Below are 20,787 nucleotides of genomic sequence, written 5' to 3'. Positions count from 1 at the left end.
TGGATGCACATTGAATTAAACCGTGGGAGCAGCAAGTCTCTGCCGCAGCAGATCAGCGATACGCTGGGTCAGCGCATCACCTCCGGACTGCTGCAGCCGGGGATACGCCTTCCTTCCGTACGCGGTCTGGCCTCCTCGCTGAAGGTCAGCCAGGTTACAGTAAGCAAAGCCTATGAGGAGCTGGAAAGCCACGGCCATATCATCTGCAGCCAGGGAAAAGGCTGCTTCGTCGCACGGAGGCCGCTCACCCCGGTAGAGGCGGGAAGCGCCTGGCAGGACGGATATGACGATTTTTTGCCGCGGGCCCAGCTGTGGCGCAATTTTGATTATTCTGCCGTACAGTATCCCTTTCATCTTGCAGCGATTCATAGTGAGCTTTTGCCGCTGCAATATATCGGGGCCACGATGTCCTCGCTCGTAACCGGCCAGCCTGAGCTGATGGCTTCCTACGGTAATTTTCAGGGAGATGCCGAGCTGCGTGAAGTGATGTGCCGGCATTTGCAGAGCCGCGGGGTGGAGGTCCCGTCTTCCGATGTAATGATTACAAGCGGTTCCCAGCAGGGGATTGATCTTGTTGCCCGGACCTTTGTCGGTCCCGGAGATACCGTATATCTGGAGGCACCCAGCTATACAGGAGCCATTGATGTTTTCGCCGGACGCGGAGCGGAGATGATTTTTATCCCTATAGACAGTGAAGGAATGAGGCTCGATGTGCTTACCAGACTCTGCGACAAGCGTCCCCCAAAGCTCATCTATACCAACCCCACCTTCCAGAATCCGAGCGGTGTAACGATGAGCATGACAAGAAGACAGCGGCTGCTGGAACTGGCCAGAAGCTACCGCTGCCTGATTGTCGAGGATGATCCGTTCAGCGATCTCTATTTTCATAAGCCGCCCCCGCCGCCGATCAAATCAATGGACAAGGAAGGCCATGTGGTCTATATGAAAAGCTTCAGCAAAGTTATTGCACCGGGATGCCGGATCGCCTGTGTAGCCGCTGGAGGCAACATCCTGTCCAGACTGATCGCAGCCAAGTCGGCCAGCGATCTCGGCAGTCCGCTGCTGAACCAGCGGGCAGTCCTGCCGTTTATCACCCGCAGGTATGATGCCTATACCAGGCAGCTGCGCACGGCACTGCGGGGGCGTATGGAGACAGCAGTGAAGCTGCTGAAACGATACGCACCCCCGGGAGTCACCTGTAATGTGCCGGAAGGCGGGCTGAACCTGTGGCTGCAGCTGCCGGGTGCAGAAGGGATCGGGAAGCTGCATGCACGGGCCGAGCAGGCTGGCATTTCTTTTCTGCCGGGCGATGTCTGCTATTCCGGCGAGGTTCCTTCCCGGCATATCCGCCTCTGCTACTCGCAAATGAAGGAAGCCGATATGGAAAAGGGGCTCAGGCTGTTCCTGCAGCTGCTGACAGAGCATCTGCGCACGGACCAATTAACATGAGCTGTATACACCAGCAGGCCTGAGCTGCCTGCCGTCTCATTTTTAATGGGCAGTATCCGCCTTCTCGCGCATACTCTTCAGCTGCTGGCCGACATGCTGCGGAAACAGCTGCAGCGGCACATCGCTTCCTCCCGCGGCCCGCAATGTCTTGTAGATATCAACCTGGCCCCAGCCGTAATACTTATCATGACCGGCCTCGCCAAGATCAACGGCATTTGCGGTCATCAGCTCCATAACCTCATTGTTGGTTAAGGCCGGATTGAGCGAACGGATCAGCCCGGCAAGCGCAGCAACATGCGGACTGGCCATGGACGTTCCCGAGAGGGCGGCATACTGGTTATCCGGATAGGTGCTGGCAATGCTCTCACCGGGAGCGGCGACATCAATATAATCCCCGTAATTGGAAAAGGAAGCTCTTTCCCCGGCAGAGTTCGTTGCGGCTACAGCCAGTACTTCCTCGTAAGCAGCCGGGTAACCGGGCCGCTCCGTGTTGTCATTGCCTGCAGCGGAGACGATGACGACATCCCTGTCATAGGCGTATTTAATCGCATCGTGCAAAAACTGTGAATCGGCATAGTTGCCAAGGCTAAGGTTAATGACCTTTGCCCCGTTGTCGGCTGCCCAGATAATGCCTTCGGCAACGGAATAGGTTGTACCCGCACCGGAGTTGTCGAGCGCTTTTACCGGAAGGATCTTGTTGTACCAGCTGATGCCGGCCACACCTTCCTCGTTGTTGGTTATAGCCCCGATAATCCCGGCCACATGCGTTCCATGTCCTACATCATCATCCGGAGCAGAACCGCTGCTAATGGCGTTATATCCGGCCAGCAGCTGGCCCTGCAGATCAGGATGGGAGGCTTGAACCCCCGTGTCTACAACGGCGACGATCACTTCATTGCTGCCCTTCGATAAATTCCAGCCCTGCTCCGTTTCAATAGCCGGCAGGTTCCACTGGTAGGTGGAGAACAGCAGATCATTTGGCGTAACGGCTCCAGTCCCGGTATTTTCGTAAGAGGTATCATTGGTTAAATACATATAGTGGGGCTCTGTATATTCAGGACTCCATTTATACGCAAAGTAGGTTTTGAGCTGGGAGTAGTTCAGCTTGTCCGAGCGGAAAATATAAGCATATCCCAGTTTGCGCGGCTGCTTGCAGCGGATATCAGCAGATATCGTCTGAAGCTGGCCGGGTGTAGGGTGGCCGTTTTTGAAGCGGACGACAATTTCATTTTCGTAAAAATGGCTGGCGTTCTCGTTGTCATGGCCTGTTTTTACCGTAATATCCTTAAGGGTATCGGCATGAACCGATTCTACCCGGTATTTGCCCTCCTTAGGGTAAGGGATCAGGCGCAGGTTCTTGAGCTGATGATCGGCAACGCGCTCCAGAATGTTCTGGCTGATTAACGCGATTACGCCGATATGGCCTTCCTGGTCACGCTGGGCCATAAAATAATATTTTTTGTCTCCGATAATAAAGGAAGGTGATTCATAGGACTGATGGCCTTTGATCGCTGATTTTGCCATATTAAGGTATTTCAGCAGCTGTTTGTTCTCCTGGTCAGTGCCTTCGGGAAGCGAGGATTTGAAGGTGCTGGTTTTATGGGTCCGGTAATCGATCCACATCAGCATGGTGATATGCCCGTGTCCCTGCTGCAGGCGCTTGGCATATGCTGATATATCCCGCGGGGCTGCACCATGCGTTTCGGCGAGCATTGTACGCAGGTGTCTGCTGACATCGGTCCGGTTCAGGCGGTCGGTAGCGCTGACATCCTGCACAAGAGAGGTCTTCTTCATTGTTTTCTCCTGCGGGGGACCTGGAACGGGGGGAAGGGCTGCCTGCTTCAGCTTCGCTTCTTCGGCAGGACGAAGCAGAAAAGTAAGCAGGATCACGGTGAACGCAGCGGTCATCAGACCGGCGACGGTTAGATTTTTTCGGGACATATTCTCCGCTCCTTCTAGGTATCGTATACCTGTAGGGTTAGAAGAGAGCGCCGCTTTTATGCATCACAGAAAAGGGTACCGTGTCCCCCATTTTTGTGATAATATCAAACTGATTAAACAGCTTGTTCAGCCTCTTGATATTGCAACAAAATCATCCGCTAAAGAGCGGTCCGGTCCCCCCAGAGGTGCATCGATGAAGATTTTGTTATAATATCAAACTGATTAAACAGCTTGTTCAGCCCCTTGATATTGCAACAAAATCATCCGCGATATCAAACTGATTTAACGGCCAGTCCAGGCTGCGTATCAATTGAATGAAGTTTTTGTTATAATATTTTCAAGAAATAAACCGCTTGCACCGTCTTTTTGAGGCCGGGATGAGATCAAGTATTCCTGGCAATACCTGTCTTTACCAACACTAAGAGCAAGGACTAATAAGGGGGAGCAACCGCCATGTCAGCAGCTAATGTGCAGAAACTATGTGAAACGACGAGAGAAAAACTGAAATCCGTAATCGGAAAAATGGAACTATTCCTGAACACCCATGCGCTGCCTCAGCTGGTAACGGAAGAGGATGAGGAAACAGCAGCATTTTATCAAGGCTTTCTGTCCGATCTCCGCCATCTGCTGGTCTTCTCCGAAATGTCTTACGAGAAGCTCGGGGTTGCGTTGCGGCGTGCCACGTTTGATCAGGATTTCGCGCAAAAAGCGCTTTACAACGTATATCATTACGGAGTGAACAACTTCTTTTATCCAAAAAATGAAAGCTATTCCGAAGACGGACGTTACGCTTACACAGGCCAGGATGCCATCCGCTTCCGCAAAAAGCCGGTCCGTCCGGCGCGCGACATTATTATGGAAATTACCAAGGTGTACGAAGAGCTGCGGGATGATCTCAGCTACTACGAAAACGATTATCTGACAGAAAAACGGATGCAGAATCAGGTATAGCCTGCACTGGACCGTCAGCTCCATAGCTATAATTGCTCAAGGGATCGTGCTTGCCATGGCATATGGCAGGTCCGGTCTCTTTTTGCTGTATCACATCGTTCATCCGCAGCGCTGAACGGCGCTTGGTTGTTTATAAGCTTCTCATTGCCTGCTCCACCAGCAGGTGGCATTCCCTATCCGCATACAGACGCAGGAGCAGGGACATAATGATACCGAGGTGATGATAATCATGTCAAACGCCAAACCGCTTGTAAGATGCAGCGTAAGCAATTGCCATTATTGGGGTTCGCAAAATGTATGCCGGGCTGAAGAGATCGTTATTGAAATCGACAAGCATGCGGGCAGCGCCTTCAAGGAAGAATTCGCCGAAGAGATGACAAGCCGCGGCGATCATCATGATCATGCGGGCACTTCATCTGCAACCTGTTGTCTGACCTTTAAGCCGGGCGAGTAGGGGGGATGGCTAATGGAATCTAATGATGAGGAAACTAAGGTTGACCCGTCACGGCGCAGAAAAGTAATCCTGCGTCCGCGCAGCCGTGTGGATTATCCAAGACGCGACCCGGTACACCGTGAGGAATATGCTGCCGAGGTGAGTCCGCCTCTGGTGCGTCAACCGGGAACCAGCGACAATAATGCTTCAGAGGTCCGGCAGTCGGCTGGCGAGCATAACGACAGCAGGACAATGGGCTATATCGCTCTGGGGTTCGGGGTCGTTTCGTTATTCATCTGGTCCATTATTGCCGGACCCGTGGCGGTTGTTCTTGGTTACAGTGCCTATTCCCGCGGGCAGAAAACAGCGGGAGCCTGGGCGATGGGACTGGGGATCGTGTCTACATTAAGTTATTTTGTAATGATACCCTTTGCCAGGTAATGCCGGGAACAAGAAAATGCAGGAACGAAACAGGCTTTTAGACCTATCTATGAGGGTCGGAAGTCTGTTTTTTCTTGACGATATATAGCATTTATGATGAATGAATTGTAAAATAAAGGCGTATCTCAAATTTAAAATAGAGCCTTTTCCCACCAGGATATTTATATAAAGATTAAACCAGAAAGAAGGATGTACAAAAATGAGTATCGATTCAGCATCAGCAAGCGGACTTGGGCAGCTGAAGTGGGTGAACCTGCGTTCAAGCAGCGGACTTCCGGCCCGAACAGGCGCGGCTGAAGCCCAGAGCTCGTCCAGAGCTGAATTCGCCGCAGTCCTGCAGCAGCTCTCTGCACAGCCTGCGGAAGTGAGCAGTCTTCCGGGAGTGGCTGCACTTGCAGACAGTACGGCGCTGAGCAGCCTGATCTGGCAGCAGCTTGGTGCAGCAAACGTCGGTTACGGCAGCATATCCGGAGGAACCGTAGAGAGTGTGCCGACAGATTACGAAGAGCTGATTCGGACGGCAAGTGCAAAATACGGCGTACCGGTTGACCTGATCAAGGCTGTGATCGATACGGAATCCTCATTTAATCCGAATGTGGTTTCGTCGGCGGGAGCCAAAGGGCTGATGCAGCTGATGGATGGAACAGCGAACGGGCTTGGCGTATCGGATCCGTTCGATCCGGCCCAAAATATTGACGGCGGTGTGCGCTACTTATCCTATCAGCTGAAGCGTTATGACGGGGAAGAGAAGATGGCGCTCGCCGCCTATAATGCCGGACCCGGACGGGTGAACAAGCTTGGCGTCAGCAATGACGAGGAGCTGATGCAGAAGCTGAGCCTTCTTCCAGAAGAAACACAGGCCTATATTACCAAAATAGAACGCGCCCGCGCCGAATACGCGCTATAATAACAAGATCAAACGGTGTTTCCGCACTCTGCAGCGGGAGATGTCCGTTTGGTCTTTTTTTTCGGCCCGGACTTTATATGGGCTATACAATGAGGTATTCTATAATCCTGATTAGTTGACAAGATAAAGGAGAACTTAAATATATGCTGTACTGGGATTATGCCGCAGCAACCCCGCCGTATGAGGAAGTAGTCCAGACGATGGAACAGATTATGAGGCTGCATTATGCCAACCCTTCCTCGCTGCACCGTGCAGGGAGAGATGCGGAACGGCTGCTTGCACGCTCCAGAGAGGTATGTGCCGCCGCACTAGGTGCAGCACCTCATGAAATCCTGTTCACATCAGGAGCCACGGAGAGCAATAACCTGGCAGTTAAAGGGGCAGCCCTGCAATATCAGGGCAGGGGACGCCATATTGTTACCACGCAGATCGAGCACCCTTCAGTATATGAGAGCTGCCAGCAGCTACAGTCCCTTGGCTGGGAGGTGACGTTTGTGGCACCTGACTCCACGGGAGTGGTAGATCCGGCCGGAATTGCTGCAGCAGTCCGGCGGGATACGGTGCTGGTCAGCGTGATGCATGTCAACAATGAGACAGGGGCGGTGCAGCCGCTTAAGGACATCGGACGGCTGGTCAAGGCAGCCAATCACCGTACGCTGTTTCATGTGGACGGCGTACAGGGCTTCGGAAAGCTGGCTACGGAGCTGAAGGAATGGCAGGCGGATCTGTACAGCCTGTCTGCCCATAAACTCCGCGGTCCGCGCGGTGTAGGCATTCTTTATGTGCGGGAGGGCGTTTCGCTGTTCCCGCTGCTTACCGGCGGGTCGCAGGAGCAGGGGGGCCGGGCAGGCACGGAGAACGTACCTGCTATCGTCGCTTCTGCCAAGGCGGTCCGTATGGGGGCAGAAAACAGGGAAGCCTATAATAAGCAGATAACACCGCTGCGGGAACGGCTGCTGGCGTTTTTGTCGGGAGTTCCCGAGTTTACAGTGAACAGCAGCAGGGACGGAGCGCCGCATATTGTGCATTTTTCCTATCCGGCCGTAAATGGAGAGGTGATGGCCCGCAAGCTGGAGGAGCTGGGGATGACGGTTTCTACCCGCTCCGCCTGTTCCTCCAGGCTGGCTGAACCGAGCCGGATTCTGCTGGCCATGGGCAGGGATGCCGCAGTAGCGCTTGGCGGTGTGCGTATCAGCCTGGGGGATGCTCATACGCAGGCGGATATTGAGGCCTTGGAGCAGGCGCTGCTATCCGCTGTACAGGCTTTGAAGATTGTGGAGAGAGGCAGGGACTGATGAATGAGAGAGAATAGGACTGAAGCCGCGGAAGGCCGCGGAAGCAGTATTGAATATGCCGATATGCTGCTGCTGCGCTTCGGGGAGTTTACGCTGAAGGGCAAGAACCGTAACAGGTTCGAGAAGACCGTGCTGCGCCATGTCAAGGAAATGGTAAAGCCCTATCCGAAGGCTGTGCTTAGCAAGGAATTCGGGCGGATTTATGTAACACTGAACGGTGAGCCTGCTGGTGAGCTGGCGGAGGCGCTGAGGAATGTATTCGGCATCGCTTCAATCAGTCCGGTCAAGGTCTCACGCTCGGAATTTGACGATATTCTGGCAGCCAGCCGGAGATTCCTGGAGATCATCGCCCCGCCGCAGGGGACAACCTTCAAGGTGAACGCGCGCCGTGTGTGGAAGGACTTCCCGCATGGCTCGATTGAGATGAATAAGCTGATTTCCACCCCGCTGCTGCAGGGTTATCCGGGGCTGCTGGTCGATGTAAAGTCACCTGAGCTTGAGCTGAAGCTGGAGATCCGTGAGGGGTCAACGTATATTTTTTGCGACCAGATTGAAGGTGTAGGCGGATTTCCGCTGGGCACGAACGGGAAGGCGATGCTGCTTCTGTCCGGCGGCATAGACAGCCCGGTAGCAGCCTGGTCCTCCATGCGCCGGGGGCTTGAGGTGGAGTGTGTCCATTTCTACAGCTATCCTTATACAAGTGAGCTTGCCCGCCAAAAGGTTGTTGATCTCGCGCGTGTGCTGTCGCGTTATGCAGGGGTAATCAAGCTGCACCTGGTGCCGTTTACGGAGGTGCAGACCTCTTTTACCGGAATCGGACAGGATAACCTGATCATTACGCTGATGCGCCGGGCGATGCTGAGAATCACCACCCGGCTGGCTGAGCGGGAAGGCGCGCTTGCTGTCGTAACGGGAGACAGCCTGGGGCAGGTGGCCAGCCAGACCTTGTCCAGCATGAACGTCATTGGCCGGGCCACTGCTCTTCCGCTGCTCCGCCCGCTGGTGATGATGGATAAGAGTGAGATTGTGGAGCTTTCCCAGAGAATCGGAACGTACGACCTGTCGATTCTGCCTTATGAGGATTGCTGCACCTTGTTTGTTCCGAAATCGCCCACAACCAACCCGAACCTGCGGATCATTGAAAAGATTGAAGCGACTTTGCCCGGATATTCTGCACGGCTGGATGAGGCGGTCACAGGCACGGAGACGATTACCATTACACCGTACGGTGATGAGAAGCCCCAAGATCTTGTGCCAGCCCAGTCCGGGCTGCAGGAGGAATGGTTCTAGGTCAGCATTGCCTGCTCCTTATAAATAATCGGACAGGAAGCATAGCTTGCCCGCTGTGGACATACATGTAATACATGTAGCCCGGGGAGGTAAGAAACCTATGGATTCGATAGTTCTGCTTGGTGAAATACTGATGATCAACCTAGTGCTGAGCGGGGACAACGCGATGGTAATCGCAATGGCCAGCAAAAACCTGCCGGAGAAGCACCGGAAACTGGCAGTCTGGTGGGGTGCGGCAGGTGCAGTGGCCCTGCGGTGCGTGCTGACCTTTGCCGCAGTGCTGCTGCTCCAGATCCCGTATATTCAAGCCGGCGGAGGAATTCTGCTGCTGTGGATTGCGTTCAAGCTGCTGCTGGAGGAAGAGGATGAGGTTACAGTCCGTGATGAGGGCTCTAGCGTCTGGAGATCCATCCGCACCATTCTGCTGGCCGACTTCGTCATGAGCCTTGACAATGTCCTTGCCATTGCCGGAGTAGCCAAAGGGGATCTCGCCCTGATTGTTATCGGCATTATGCTCAGTATTCCGATTGTCGTGTGGGGAAGCGGTATTATTGTAAGCTGGCTGCACCGTTTTCCAATTCTTGTCTACATCGGCGCGTTCATTCTTGCCCATACGGCAGGGGATATGCTGCTGCAGGATGCCAAGTTCGGGCTCGTGATCTCGTTCTTCCTGCCTTCCTATCACACCTTCCTGCCAATTGCTCTGGGCATCATTGTTATCCTGACAGGCGCGTTCAGGAAACGGCTGGTATCAGCCAGTTAAGAAGCGGTAATAATGAGGGCTGTACCGGAAGCTGAAAAAGCTCCGGTGCAGCCTTTTTGCCGCTCTGCAGGAAGGTGCAATTTTCAAAGAGAAATAACTGCTGAATGATGGCGTTTTATGGCAGTTTCAGCTAAAATATAAAAGAAATCCAGCGAAAAGAAGTGAACGATGAAGGGATAGGTGAATTAATGTCATCAAATAAAGACATGAAACTGGGGATATTCATTGCCGCCGCCGGCCTTATCATTTTATTGGGAAAGCTGGGGGTATTCGGATTTCTCGGACGGGCTTTATGGCCGCTCGTAATTCTGATTCCAGGCCTGTTCCTGCATGTGCTTTTTTTCGGCAAGAGGGCTTCGGCAGTTGTGCTGGTTCCGGCAGGCATTCTGACGGTTTACGGCTTGCTGTTCGGCTTCTGTAATACCTGGGGCTGGGGTTATATGCGCCATTTGTGGCCGGTGCTGCTGCTCGGGGTTGCTGTCGGCCTGTATGAATATGCCTTTTATTCCCCGGCAAGGACGGGAGGCCTCACAGCTTTTGCAGTCATTCTCGGGGCACTGAGCGTTGTTCTGCTGGTGTTCAGCATGATCGGTACAGGTGCGCTATATCTGCTAGGTATTGTGTTGGTAGCTGCGGGAATCTGGCTGATGTCGGGCCGCAAAAAACGGGGAAGCCGGAAAAAGTGGAACGGCGGCTGGTAAAGCGGCTGTACGAACTAGAAAATTTACACGGAGCTGGAAATCGTTTTTTCATAAAAAGACTTGCTTTTCATGGTGCTTTCACTATAGAATTAAGAAATGTTGGAGCGTCGGCTTTCTGCCAGGCGCTTCTTTTGTGAGATTGCCGTGACATGCTAAGAATTTAAACATTTTTAATTTGATAAATGAGAGGATTTGGATACAAATCATGCATTCAAGAACAGAAATCCGCAATATCGCGATTATTGCCCACGTTGACCATGGTAAAACAACACTTGTCGATCAGCTGCTGCAGCAATCCGGTATTTTCAGCGCCCATGAAACCCTGCAGGAACGTGCAATGGACTCCAACGATCTGGAGCGGGAACGCGGAATTACCATCCTTGCCAAAAATACTGCCATTACCTATAAAGAATTCCTGATCAACATCGTAGATACCCCGGGCCATGCTGACTTCGGCGGCGAAGTGGAACGGATTATGAAGATGGTTGACGGCGTACTGCTCGTTGTTGATGCTTATGAAGGCTGCATGCCGCAGACGAAGTTCGTCCTGCGCAAAGCGCTGGAGCAGAACCTGACTCCGATCGTTGTCGTGAACAAGATTGACCGTCCGGCTGCCCGTCCTAAGGAAGTTATTGACGAAGTGCTTGACCTGTTCATTGAACTTGAAGCGAACGACGAACAGCTGGAATTCCCGGTTGTCTATGCTTCCGCGCTTAACGGCACATCAAGCCTGGATCCTGAGAAGCAGGATGATAACATGCAGGCACTTTATGACACCATTACGAAGTACATCCCGTCACCAACCGAAAAAGTTGACGAGCCCCTGCAGTTCCTGGTAACACTGATGGATTACAATGAATATCTGGGACGGATTGCTGTCGGACGTGTTAACCGCGGCGTGATCAAGCAAGGCCAGTCCGTAACGGTTATTATGCGCGACGGCAAGAGCAAAACCGCCCGTATTGAGAAGCTGTTCGGCTTCCAGGGCCTGAAGCGCGTTGAAACTGAAGAAGCCGGTGCAGGCGATATCGTCGCTATTGCCGGGATCAAGGATATCAACATCGGTGAAACGATTGCCGATCCGGCTAACCCTGAAGCACTGCCGGTTCTGAAGATTGACGAGCCTACTATGCAAATGACGTTCCTTGTGAACAACAGCCCGTTTGCAGGTAAAGAAGGAAAATGGGTTACCTCCCGTAAACTGCGCGAGCGTCTGTTCAAGGAGCTTGAAACAGATGTCAGCCTGCGTGTAGACGAAACAGACAGCCCTGACGCCTTTATCGTATCCGGCCGCGGTGAGCTTCACCTGGGTATCCTGATCGAAAATATGCGCCGTGAAGGCTATGAGCTGCAGGTTTCCAAGCCTGAGGTTATCGTGAAGGAAATCGACGGCGCCAAGATGGAGCCGCTTGAGCGCCTGCTGATCGATATCCCTGAAGAAAGCATGGGTTCTGTTATGGAGAGCCTTGGAACACGCAAAGCTGAAATGGTGAACATGATCAACAACGGTACCGGCCAGGTACGTCTGGAATTCCTGATTCCGGCACGCGGCCTGATCGGTTACAATACACACTTCCTGACACTGACACGCGGCTATGGCGTAATGAACCATGCGTTTGACAGCTATGCTCCGCTGATCGGCGGCCAGGTTGGCGGACGCCACCAGGGCGTGCTGGTATCCAGCGAAACCGGAACAACTACGTTCTACGGCATGATCGGTGTTGAAGACCGCGGTATCCTGTTCCTTGAGCCGGGTACTGACATCTACGAAGGCATGATCGTCGGCGAGCATACCCGTGATAACGACATTATCGTTAACATCTGTAAGGAAAAAGCACTGACCAACGTGCGTTCTGCCACCAAGGATGAAACGGTAAAAATGAAAACTCCGCGTCTGTTCTCACTGGAAGGTGCCCTTGAGTACCTGAATGATGATGAATATTGCGAAATCACGCCTAAATCCGTACGTCTGCGCAAGAAGATCCTGAACAAGGGCGAGCGCGAGCGTGCAGAGAAGCAGCGTAAGCAGGCTCAGGCCAGCCAGGCTTAAGCTGACAGCCATAAGCCGCCGGATGTGGAATCCGGCGGCTTTTTTTGTGTCCTGCGGTGCTTTGCTTAAATTTAAAGATTAATGACGGCAGGAATGATATAAATGATATAATGGATGCGACATCTATTTCCGGGAGGAGTGACGGGCTGTGCAGAGCTGGTTCGCTGATCATCCGATAGTCGCTTATATCGTCATTTTTGTTCTGCTGACGTATGTGTATAACCGTGTCTTCCGTGTCAATCAGAAGCTGTCAATCGGCAAGGAGATTGTGCTGTATCTGATGATGGCGCTCGGCTCCGGCATGCTGCTGATCTTTCAGCATGACAAGCTGCCGATTATCCAGTGCCTGCTGGTTGCAGTAGGGCTTATGCTGCTGGTGCGGGTCCGCTATATGGTGGAAGCCCGGCAGAGACGGAAGGCTGCTGCGGCGGACAAAAACCGGTAAACGCAACTTTTGCTTCCGGTTTTCGTCTAAGCTTGTAGCTTGAACCAAAATCTATGTGAAATGAAAAGGACTTTATTCCATTATGAGTAATAGCAAGGGAAGCCTTCCTCCAAGATCAAACGGACCACAGGGAGGCAGAGGACAACAGAACCGTACTGCCCCGCAGACCAAGACGAAGAAGAAAAAAGTTGTAAAGCGCAGCTTTTTTGCAAGGCTGATCAGAGTACTGCTGATGCTGGTGCTGATTGCCGTGCTTGCCGGACTGGGATATGCCGGATACCTGTACTACAAATTCGAGAAGGGCGGTTTTGGTACCGATCAGGCGGTGGACAGCGGACAGCTTGCTTCTGCGAAGCCGCTGACCATGCTGCTGCTGGGAACCGATAACCGTCCTAAGCATCCCTCCAATCTGACGGATGTCATTATGGTGGCTGCGCTGAACCCGGATACGAAATCGGCAACGGTCGTTTCACTGCCGCGTGATACGTATGTGGAGCTCAGCGGGTATAAGAAGAACAAGATTAATGCCTATTATGCAAGGTTTAAAGCCAAAGAGGACACTTCCGGCATATCAGCCGAAGATGAGATGAAGACGATGATGGGCAAATACCTGGACGTTGATATCGATTATGTCACGGTACTTGATTTCCAGGGCTTCCGGGATATTGTGGATGAGCTTGGCGGGGTGGATGTGAATATCAGCGCCGATATGTGCTATACGGACAGTGTGGACGGAACCGATATCAATCTCAAAAAAGGTCCGGCACGGCTGAACGGGGATGATGCACTTGATTATGTGCGGTACCGCAAGTCCAACTGCAGCCCGAAAACGGAAGGCTCGGATGACTTTGACCGCAACAAGCGCCAGAATGAGGTGCTGAATGCGCTGGTCGGGCAGATGCAGTCACTGGGCGGTGTACTCAAAATCGGCAATGTAATGGATGCTGTCGGCAACAATCTGGAAACCGATATTGAGAATGAGCAGATTAAAAGCATGATTGCTACCTACTGGAAGATTTCCAAAGAGAATATTGCTTTTGTGCCGGTAACAGGAACTTGGCGCAGCCCGTATGTGTATATTAACGATACAGAGCTGGAGAATGCCAAGCAAAGCCTTCAGGCAACACTTGCAGGTTCAGCAGCAGCCTCTGAAACACCTTGAGCTGCTTCATGAAAACATCTCTAAATTGAATGCAAGTTTACGCGTGTGCTATAATATAATAAATTGAATGCACATTTGCCGCATAGGGGGCCTGTACTTATGTCCGAAGCCGTTGCTCAGCTCAATGAATCCCTGCTATCGATGCTGCAATCGGAAACCTTTGTTCTTCTTAATACGGTGGATGCGGAATCCGGAGGCCCAACGTCTACAGCCATTTCCTGGGTCTATGCCGTGAGTCCTTCTGTCTTACGTCTTTCGATTGACCACCGGTCGAGGCTGGTGAACAATATGAAGGTTAACCCGCTGGTGACCATTACGGTTTTCGGAGAGGGGACCGTTCATGCCATTAACGGGCGCGCTGCGGTTAAGCTGGATCCGCTGCCCGATGTGCCTTTTAAGATGTGCTGTTTTGATGTTGAAATTGAAGCGGTTCGCAATGCGCTTTTCTATGGCGCACAGCTTGAGTCCGCCCCAAAATATGCGAAGGTATACGATGCACGTGCAGCTGAGAAGCTGGACGGACAAGTGTTTGCCGCCATGCAAAAAGCCCAGTGATACTGTCACTAGGCTTTTTTTGTCTACCCGGTATACCAATATAAGGGAGTGATCAGCGGCAGAGCCTTTATTGATTATTGCCTTGAGGCTTCGTATCTTCAGGCAGCTGAGGGATGATCCGGCCGATAATATCTGCCATTTCGGAGGCAAATCCGGAAACCGGGTTACCCTGCGACATATGGCGGCTCATATCATCCAGCCGGCCAGAGAGATCCATATCGGCCGTAACCAGTGCTTTTACCCCGCGGGGATCCTTACGGATTGCCTCGGCTACCGAATATTTGATGCTTCCGACCCGCGAGCGCTCAAGCGACCCGTCTACATCAATGCCGACAACGGCCAGGTTGTTCATGACGACACAGTGGGCTCCGTTTACACCGGGCACTCTTAAAGCCAGCTGCTCAAAATGATCCTTCAGTGCAACATCATTGTTGTCTTGGACGTCATAAGGTTGTCCGGTTCCGGACTCCCTGTTGTTATCGAGGGCGGCAGTGTTGTCATCTGACAGCTGCTGCACTCCATGCTCCCCCTGGCTGCTTAACACTTCAGGCGATTGTTTACTCTGAGGAGAGGGTGATGACTCTTTATTGGCGTTACCGCAGCTTGTCAGCAGCAGCAGTACCAGCAACAGACACATTGATTTTCTCATATGAAATACTCCTTTCAGTCAAAAATCAGTACTTTACCTTATGTTGCCCTTGCTGAAAAGAGTTATGTATGAGGTATGATCAATCAAACCAGGCGCTGTGGAGGGGATATCATGAAAAAGATATTTGTACTAGACACTAACGTGCTCTTGCACGACCCCAATTCGATCTTTGCGTTTAAGGAGAATGAAGTAGTCATTCCGGCTGTAGTTCTGGAAGAAATCGACTCCAAGAAGCGCAACGCCGACGAAATCGGCCGCAACGCCCGAACCGTGTCACGCTTGTTAGACGGACTCCGTGAGCTGGGCCACCTGCATAGCGGGGTGGAGCTGGAGCATGGAGGGACGCTGAAGGTGGAACTGAACCACCGCAGCTTCGTGAAGGTACAGGAAATGTTCGGGGAGGTCTCCAACGACAACCGGATATTGGCTGTAGCGCTTAATTATCTCCTTGAGGAGAACGAAAAAGCTGAACCGCGCCCTGTGGTACTCGTAAGTAAAGACGTGCTCGTCCGCATCAAAGCGGATGTGCTTGGCATAACGCCGGAGGACTATCTGTCCGACCGTACCGGCGACCTGAACGAGCTGTATACCGGTTATCAGTCCCTGCTGGTTCATCCGTCGCTGATTGATGAATATTACAGCAACCGCTCCTTGTCCGTAAAGCAGCTGAACCTGTCTTTCAAGCTGTATCCGCATGAGTTTGTTATTCTGAAGGATGAAATCGGCAGCGGCAAGTCGGCCCTGCTCAAAGTGAACAGTGATGCCTCCCGGCTTGAGCCGCTTTACCTTGGCAATGACGCAGTCTGGGGCATCAGCGCCCGCAACGCCCAGCAGCGGATGGCGCTTGAGCTGCTGCTGAATGAGGATATCCCGCTCGTTACCATCACCGGCAAGGCGGGTACAGGCAAGACACTGCTGGCCCTGGCAGCCGGATTGTTCAAGGTGGAGGATGAGCACCGCTACAAAAAGCTGCTGATTGCCCGGCCCGTAGTTCCAATGGGTAAGGATATCGGCTATCTCCCCGGCGAAAAGGATGAGAAGCTCCGTCCCTGGATGCAGCCGATCTACGATAACCTGGAGTTCCTGTTCGATACCAAAAAAGCCGGCGATATCGATAAAATATTGATGGGCCTGGGCAGCATCCAGGTCGAGGCGCTCACCTATATCCGCGGACGCTCCATTCCGTCACAGTTCATCATTATCGATGAGGCGCAGAATCTGTCCCGCCATGAGGTAAAGACGATTGTCTCCCGTGCCGGGGAGGGAAGCAAGGTCATCCTCATGGGCGACCCCGAGCAGATTGACCACCCTTACCTGGATGCGGCAAGCAACGGTCTCAGCTATATTGTTGAAAAATTCAAGCAGGAGGGCATCAGCGGCCATATCACTCTGGAAAAAGGCGAGCGTTCGCGCCTGGCCCAGCTGGCTGCAGATCTGCTGTAAATACATGCAGCCCCCTGGGCAAAAGTCCGGGACTGCATAAAAAGCCGGGAGATTTACCTCCCGGCTTTTTGCCTGCCCGCCCCGCTGCGGGGCGGGAGGTTTTAAGATTGTTTTTGCGATAAGAGGAATGGAAAGGAAGTTTGGAACTGGAGGAGCGGAAGCGTCCGCCTTTGTCTGCGGATTTCAACCGCGAACAGCGGTATATAATCTGGAAATCTGCAGACAACAGCGGCTGGAAGTCCAAAGCTTTCTTGGAATGTATCCTCCTGTCGCGGCAGCAATCTTTTCAGCATCCCGCCCCGCTACATATATAATAGAAAGAGAACGTTTTCAAAGCCACGAAGACATAGGCGCCGACATCTGGTAAAATAGGGAAGGAATCACTAGACGGGAGGACAGAACCATGCTGAAACGCAAAAACTATTGGCTGCTGTTCGCGGTACTGCTGCTGGCGCTGACAAGCTTGTCGCCGAGCATGGAGCTGGACACCTCGGAAGGATCGGACCCGCCCAGACAGCCGCAGAGCCTGTCCGAACAGCCGGATTCAAGAGAAAAGGACAGTGTAACCAGCCTGAATATCCGTGTGTCGATGAGCGGTGCGGAACTGAAGGAGCTGCAGCGGATCAGCAGCAACTATACATTATCGACTGGAATCCAGGTGCTGATCAGCAATGCTGACAAAGAAGAAAATGCCGAGATGCTCAAACAGGAGCTGACGACCGGGGAGAGCCCGGATATTATTATGACCGATGGCCGGAATATCCGCGACCTGGCGACACGGGGATTTCTGCTGCCGGTGGATGTCTACCAGAGTGTGCCGGGCAGTGCACCGCTGACGGTGCTCATTCCGCAGATGCAATGGAACGGCTACGACTGGGGGATTCCGCTCGACGTAGATCCTTATGTACTGGTCTATTCCCCGCAGCACTTAGCTGAGCTGGGCTTTGCTGAAGCGCCGGCAAGTCTGGAGGAATGGAGCCTGATGCTGAACCAGCTGCGTGAACAGCAGCAGAAAGAGCCCGGGAAAGAGCAGTACCTGCTTGCCATGGACAGCCGTAATCCATATGGCTTCTCTGCATTGCTGGAAAGTATGGGACATAGGATGACCGGGGATTATACTTCTGTTCTGGAGTGGGTACAGGTTGCCCGCAGTTATTTCTATCTAAGCAGCCGGTTTAATCCGGAGATGTGGGACATGCTCCAGAGCGGCAGGCTTGCAGTCGCTGCGCTTCCGCTATCCGAATGGAGACTGCACGGGAATGCTTCACTCTCCGCCGCAGCCCCGGGAGGTACGGCAGGAAGTGCAGGTTATGAAGCGATGCACAGCAGGTTTTTTGCACTCCCTGCGGGCTCAGCCCATCCGGAAACTGCAGTCAACTGGCTGGCATACATCACTTCTCCTACAGCACAGATGGAATGGCTGGAGAATACTCGGCGGCTGCCGGCGCTGGAGGAGCTATACCGTTCAGGTCTGCCGGAGATTGCGGGTCTGCCGTTTGACGGAAACCTGCTGTTAACGGAGGATGAGATCACTGAGCAGCCGGCGGGTGGCAGCTGGGATGCCGTTTCTGCAGCCGTTACCCTGCTGCTGACCGGCAAGCTTGATGCAGCAGGGTACAAGTCCTCTATCAGCCTGGAATCAGAATGAAATGCCCAGCTTCACATAGAGCACACCATTTTTACTCTCTACCTCATTCGCTTTCAGGAATGAGACGATTTTACCCGGATAAAAGCCAAGGTCGAATTCATCCTCCAGATCCTGGCGTGTCGATTCCGGGAGCTCCAGCCCGTTGAACACGACGTTATCAATGTGGAACATCAGACCGTTCACGGGTTCTTCCTGGATCGAGTAGTGGCCGGTTAGGGTCAGGGTCAAACCGCCGCTTGAGCCTGTGGCGATAACACTGCCGTCATTAAACCGGAAGCCGAAATCTTTAAACAGCTTATTCTGTGACACCAGAAATTCATTCAAATCCTCTTCCCTCAGCGTAAGGTTATAAGTCATTCCTTTGCGGGTCAGGACACCCTCGCGGCCCTGGATAAACTGGGGCAGCCGGTTCATGGCTGAGGACAACGCCTTGAAGTAGATTTTTACCTCATGCAATCCGATGTTCTCCCAATATTTCGTGAACTCATTCAAAAGCGCACTCATGCTTTCAGGATCACTGCTGGCCCGAATGCCGCCCTCAATCTCCTCATTCAGCTTCGCGACCCGGATTTTTTGCTCCTGCAATGCGCTTTTTAGCTCCGCTAGCTCTCTTGAACTGCGTTCAGCAGCCGTCAGCGTCGCCTTCAGAGCCCTATAATCCTCCTCATACTCGTTTAGAATATCATGGTCCCGCCTGATAATCATTTCATAATAGTCATACAGGGCAAGTACGCGGCTGATGCTTCTTGCAGAAAGAACGGCGGCAAGCAGCCCGTCCCTTTCACCCGTATAATAAGAACGGATAATGGCACCTGCACGCTCCTGCTGGTCAGCTATAGCCGTTTGCTTGACAGCAGCCTGAGTCTTCAGCTCTTCTGCTTTTCGCTCAAGATCGGCTTGCTGGGCAGTAATGCGGGCGATTTCTTTTTCAATTTCAGCAGAAGACAGCGTCTGCTCCAGCAGTCTGCGCGTCTCTTCATTATCCGGGAAGGAGGGCGGAGAGGCGGCCGAAGGGGCGCCTGCTGATAAATAGGCTGTTGACGCTGGCGGAAGTATAGTAAGCAGTATAAGAATGAACACAATGACAAACCTTCGCATTGATTTGTTGCGGAAGAGCACTACACCACCACCTTTTGCGGAATAGACGGGTATGTACTAATACTATGTTTTGTCCTGTTAAAATATCATACCCTGTTTCCTTATAAGAGCACATACAAAATAACCCCACAAAGTGGAGCCTTGACGAAAGAAGCCGAATCCGTTACTTTGCGGGCCTTTCAAAAAAAGGAGGCTGTTCCTTGAATCAAGGAGCACCTCCGTTTTGAACTGATTATCAATGTTACAGCGGCAGCCCCATCTGAAAGACTGTCCAGTAGCTGAATCCCGTGAACGTTACGATCATATAACCCCAGAAGAGCAGGATATACGTTTTTTCGGTAAATTTCATATAACCCAGCACCACAAAAAAAGCGGTCTGCAAAAAGAAGAGTAAAGCCATTTCAGTCAAACCGCCAGCGAAAGCCATGAGCCCGATGACGAGTGTGAAGAATCCCAATACGCGGAACATACGGTCCAAGAGAGTATCCCCCTTCTTAGAAATGATTCCCGAAAAGCACCTCTTTGGATCTATTATACCTGTTCGTCAAAAAACTGTAAACGAATACAATGAAAAAAATATGTAATTATATAATAAATATGATTTTTGCTGTTGACATATTCTTTAACGGGAAAATGTAACGCTGTGCGTATGATGTGGAGACAAAATGGAAATACAATTTAGTATCAAATAGATTCTATGAACTCTATCAGGGGCATAGAAATGGAGTAAGCAGCTTTTATCCCTATTCACTATCCGGCGGAGCTGCCGGTTATGAAGATGGTTATTTCAAGATGTTGTTAGGAGGGTTAGGCTTTATGACAGCCGTTAGACAGGATGCTTGGAGTGCGGAAGATGATTTGATATTGGCCGAAATAACGCTGCGTCATATCCGGGAAGGCAGTACCCAGCTTGCCGCTTTTGAAGAGGTGGGGGAAAAAATCGGGAGAACCTCGGCAGCCTGCGGATTCCGCTGGAACAGCTGTGTCCGTAAAAGCTATGAGGATGCCATCGGCATCGCCAAAGGCCAGCGCCAGAAGCGGAGTTATCTGAAAAAACAGCCGGTAAACAGGGGAGCTCAGGTAGCCGGCCTGATTCTTGGTGACATTGAAGAGGAGTACGGCCGAAGTGACAACCTGAATGAAAGCTCCTTATCTATTGATGCGGTCATCCGGTTTCTCAGGCAGTGGAAAGGGACCTTTCAGGAGGCGGGCCGTCAGCTGAAAATGCTGGAACGCGATCTCCGGGATAAGGAAGATGAACTGACGGAGCTCCGGGCGGAGAACGAGCGGCTGTCCAAAGAGGTTAACCTGGCTCAAAGCGATTACCGCGTCGTCAATGATGATTACAAGGCGCTGATCCAGATCATGGACCGGGCGCGCAGACTGGCCTTTTTGAATGAAGAAGAAGAAGAAATGAAAACAAGGTTTAAAATGGATGCAAACGGAAACCTGGAACGGATGGAATAGTCCTCTTCCCCGTTAAAAGCTGCTGACGAATGCCGAAAGGCAAGCGTTTTGCGGCTTTTTATTGTTTTATTCATAAAGAATACGTTTGTTATAGCAGGT

Annotated in this window: 20 protein-coding genes; 16 read left to right on the top strand and 4 right to left on the bottom strand. The window is 52.2% G+C overall.

The annotated features are described in order from the left end of the window. Window positions 1-3 precede the first annotated feature (3 nt). Entirely contained in the window at window positions 4-1,449 is a 1,446-nt protein-coding gene (pdxR, locus tag BLR64_RS03675) for a MocR-like pyridoxine biosynthesis transcription factor PdxR (RefSeq protein ID WP_090712322.1), read from the top strand. A gap of 42 nt (window positions 1,450-1,491) precedes the next feature. Here pdxR and BLR64_RS03670 read toward each other — a convergent pair whose 3' ends face one another. Beyond that, a complete protein-coding gene (locus tag BLR64_RS03670; RefSeq protein WP_090712320.1) occupies window positions 1,492-3,390 on the bottom strand; it encodes a S8 family peptidase in 1,899 nt (632 codons plus the stop codon). 453 nt (window positions 3,391-3,843) lie between these two features. Here BLR64_RS03670 and BLR64_RS03665 point away from each other — a divergent pair, with 453 nt between their 5' ends. From BLR64_RS03665 to BLR64_RS03610, 12 genes are all read left to right on the top strand, one after another. Next, the gene (locus BLR64_RS03665; protein ID WP_068726411.1) at window positions 3,844-4,341 is read left to right on the top strand and encodes a YpuI family protein; all 498 of its coding nucleotides are present in this window, start codon (window positions 3,844-3,846) and stop codon (window positions 4,339-4,341) included. Window positions 4,342-4,570: 229 nt separating this feature from the next. Continuing rightward, window positions 4,571-4,795, top strand: a complete 225-nt coding sequence (locus BLR64_RS03660) for a DUF1540 domain-containing protein (RefSeq protein ID WP_208607126.1) — start codon at window positions 4,571-4,573, stop codon at window positions 4,793-4,795. 12 nt (window positions 4,796-4,807) lie between these two features. Then, window positions 4,808-5,215, top strand: a complete 408-nt coding sequence (locus BLR64_RS03655) for a hypothetical protein (protein ID WP_090712318.1) — start codon at window positions 4,808-4,810, stop codon at window positions 5,213-5,215. Between the two features lie 199 nt (window positions 5,216-5,414). Then, window positions 5,415-6,122: a lytic transglycosylase domain-containing protein gene (locus BLR64_RS03650; RefSeq protein WP_090712316.1), complete on the top strand. Its 708-nt coding sequence runs from the start codon at window positions 5,415-5,417 to the stop codon at window positions 6,120-6,122. A 143-nt stretch (window positions 6,123-6,265) separates the two neighbouring features. Next, window positions 6,266-7,417 (top strand): cysteine desulfurase family protein, encoded by a 1,152-nt coding sequence (locus tag BLR64_RS03645; RefSeq protein WP_090712314.1) that lies wholly within the window; start codon window positions 6,266-6,268, stop codon window positions 7,415-7,417. 3 nt (window positions 7,418-7,420) lie between these two features. Next, window positions 7,421-8,707, top strand: a complete 1,287-nt coding sequence (gene thiI, locus BLR64_RS03640; protein WP_090712312.1) for a tRNA uracil 4-sulfurtransferase ThiI — start codon at window positions 7,421-7,423, stop codon at window positions 8,705-8,707. 100 nt (window positions 8,708-8,807) lie between these two features. After that, window positions 8,808-9,470: a TerC family protein gene (locus tag BLR64_RS03635; RefSeq protein WP_090712310.1), complete on the top strand. Its 663-nt coding sequence runs from the start codon at window positions 8,808-8,810 to the stop codon at window positions 9,468-9,470. Between the two features lie 188 nt (window positions 9,471-9,658). Beyond that, window positions 9,659-10,171 (top strand): hypothetical protein, encoded by a 513-nt coding sequence (locus BLR64_RS03630; protein ID WP_090712308.1) that lies wholly within the window; start codon window positions 9,659-9,661, stop codon window positions 10,169-10,171. 205 nt (window positions 10,172-10,376) lie between these two features. Next, entirely contained in the window at window positions 10,377-12,221 is a 1,845-nt protein-coding gene (gene typA, locus BLR64_RS03625; RefSeq protein WP_090712306.1) for a translational GTPase TypA, read from the top strand. A gap of 148 nt (window positions 12,222-12,369) precedes the next feature. Further along, on the top strand, window positions 12,370-12,666 hold the full coding sequence (locus BLR64_RS03620; RefSeq protein ID WP_090712304.1) for a YlaH-like family protein: 297 nt from the start codon (window positions 12,370-12,372) through the stop codon (window positions 12,664-12,666). Between the two features lie 82 nt (window positions 12,667-12,748). Then, window positions 12,749-13,828 carry an LCP family protein gene (locus tag BLR64_RS03615; protein WP_090712302.1) on the top strand — a complete coding sequence of 360 codons (1,080 nt, stop codon included), beginning with the start codon at window positions 12,749-12,751 and terminating at the stop codon, window positions 13,826-13,828. Between the two features lie 99 nt (window positions 13,829-13,927). Beyond that, the gene (locus BLR64_RS03610) at window positions 13,928-14,383 is read left to right on the top strand and encodes a PNPOx family protein (protein WP_090712300.1); all 456 of its coding nucleotides are present in this window, start codon (window positions 13,928-13,930) and stop codon (window positions 14,381-14,383) included. A gap of 67 nt (window positions 14,384-14,450) precedes the next feature. Here BLR64_RS03610 and BLR64_RS03605 read toward each other — a convergent pair whose 3' ends face one another. Beyond that, window positions 14,451-15,032 carry a YhcN/YlaJ family sporulation lipoprotein gene (locus tag BLR64_RS03605; RefSeq protein WP_090712298.1) on the bottom strand — a complete coding sequence of 194 codons (582 nt, stop codon included), beginning with the start codon at window positions 15,030-15,032 and terminating at the stop codon, window positions 14,451-14,453. A 111-nt stretch (window positions 15,033-15,143) separates the two neighbouring features. Between BLR64_RS03605 and BLR64_RS03600 the strand changes: the two genes are divergently transcribed. Both BLR64_RS03600 and BLR64_RS03595 read left to right on the top strand, forming a co-directional pair. Next, entirely contained in the window at window positions 15,144-16,475 is a 1,332-nt protein-coding gene (locus tag BLR64_RS03600) for a PhoH family protein (RefSeq protein ID WP_068726393.1), read from the top strand. A gap of 403 nt (window positions 16,476-16,878) precedes the next feature. Beyond that, the gene (locus BLR64_RS03595) at window positions 16,879-18,123 is read left to right on the top strand and encodes an ABC transporter substrate-binding protein (protein ID WP_090712296.1); all 1,245 of its coding nucleotides are present in this window, start codon (window positions 16,879-16,881) and stop codon (window positions 18,121-18,123) included. Here the strand turns inward: BLR64_RS03595 and BLR64_RS03590 are convergent. Both BLR64_RS03590 and BLR64_RS03585 read right to left on the bottom strand, forming a co-directional pair. Then, entirely contained in the window at window positions 18,115-19,242 is a 1,128-nt protein-coding gene (locus BLR64_RS03590; RefSeq protein WP_090712294.1) for a coiled-coil domain-containing protein, read from the bottom strand. The two genes, BLR64_RS03595 and BLR64_RS03590, sit on opposite strands and share 9 nt — an antisense overlap. A gap of 220 nt (window positions 19,243-19,462) precedes the next feature. Continuing rightward, window positions 19,463-19,699 (bottom strand): DUF2626 domain-containing protein, encoded by a 237-nt coding sequence (locus BLR64_RS03585; protein ID WP_068726388.1) that lies wholly within the window; start codon window positions 19,697-19,699, stop codon window positions 19,463-19,465. A gap of 338 nt (window positions 19,700-20,037) precedes the next feature. Here BLR64_RS03585 and BLR64_RS03580 point away from each other — a divergent pair, with 338 nt between their 5' ends. Next, the gene (locus BLR64_RS03580) at window positions 20,038-20,688 is read left to right on the top strand and encodes an RsfA family transcriptional regulator (protein ID WP_068726386.1); all 651 of its coding nucleotides are present in this window, start codon (window positions 20,038-20,040) and stop codon (window positions 20,686-20,688) included. Window positions 20,689-20,787: the final 99 nt, after the last annotated feature.

The sequence above is a fragment of the Paenibacillus typhae genome, from assembly GCF_900099765.1.
GTDB classification, from domain to species: Bacteria; Bacillota; Bacilli; order Paenibacillales; family Paenibacillaceae; genus Paenibacillus_AQ; species Paenibacillus_AQ typhae.
Note: the sequence above shows the minus strand (reverse complement) of the source record. Positions and strands in the feature narration are given on the sequence as shown.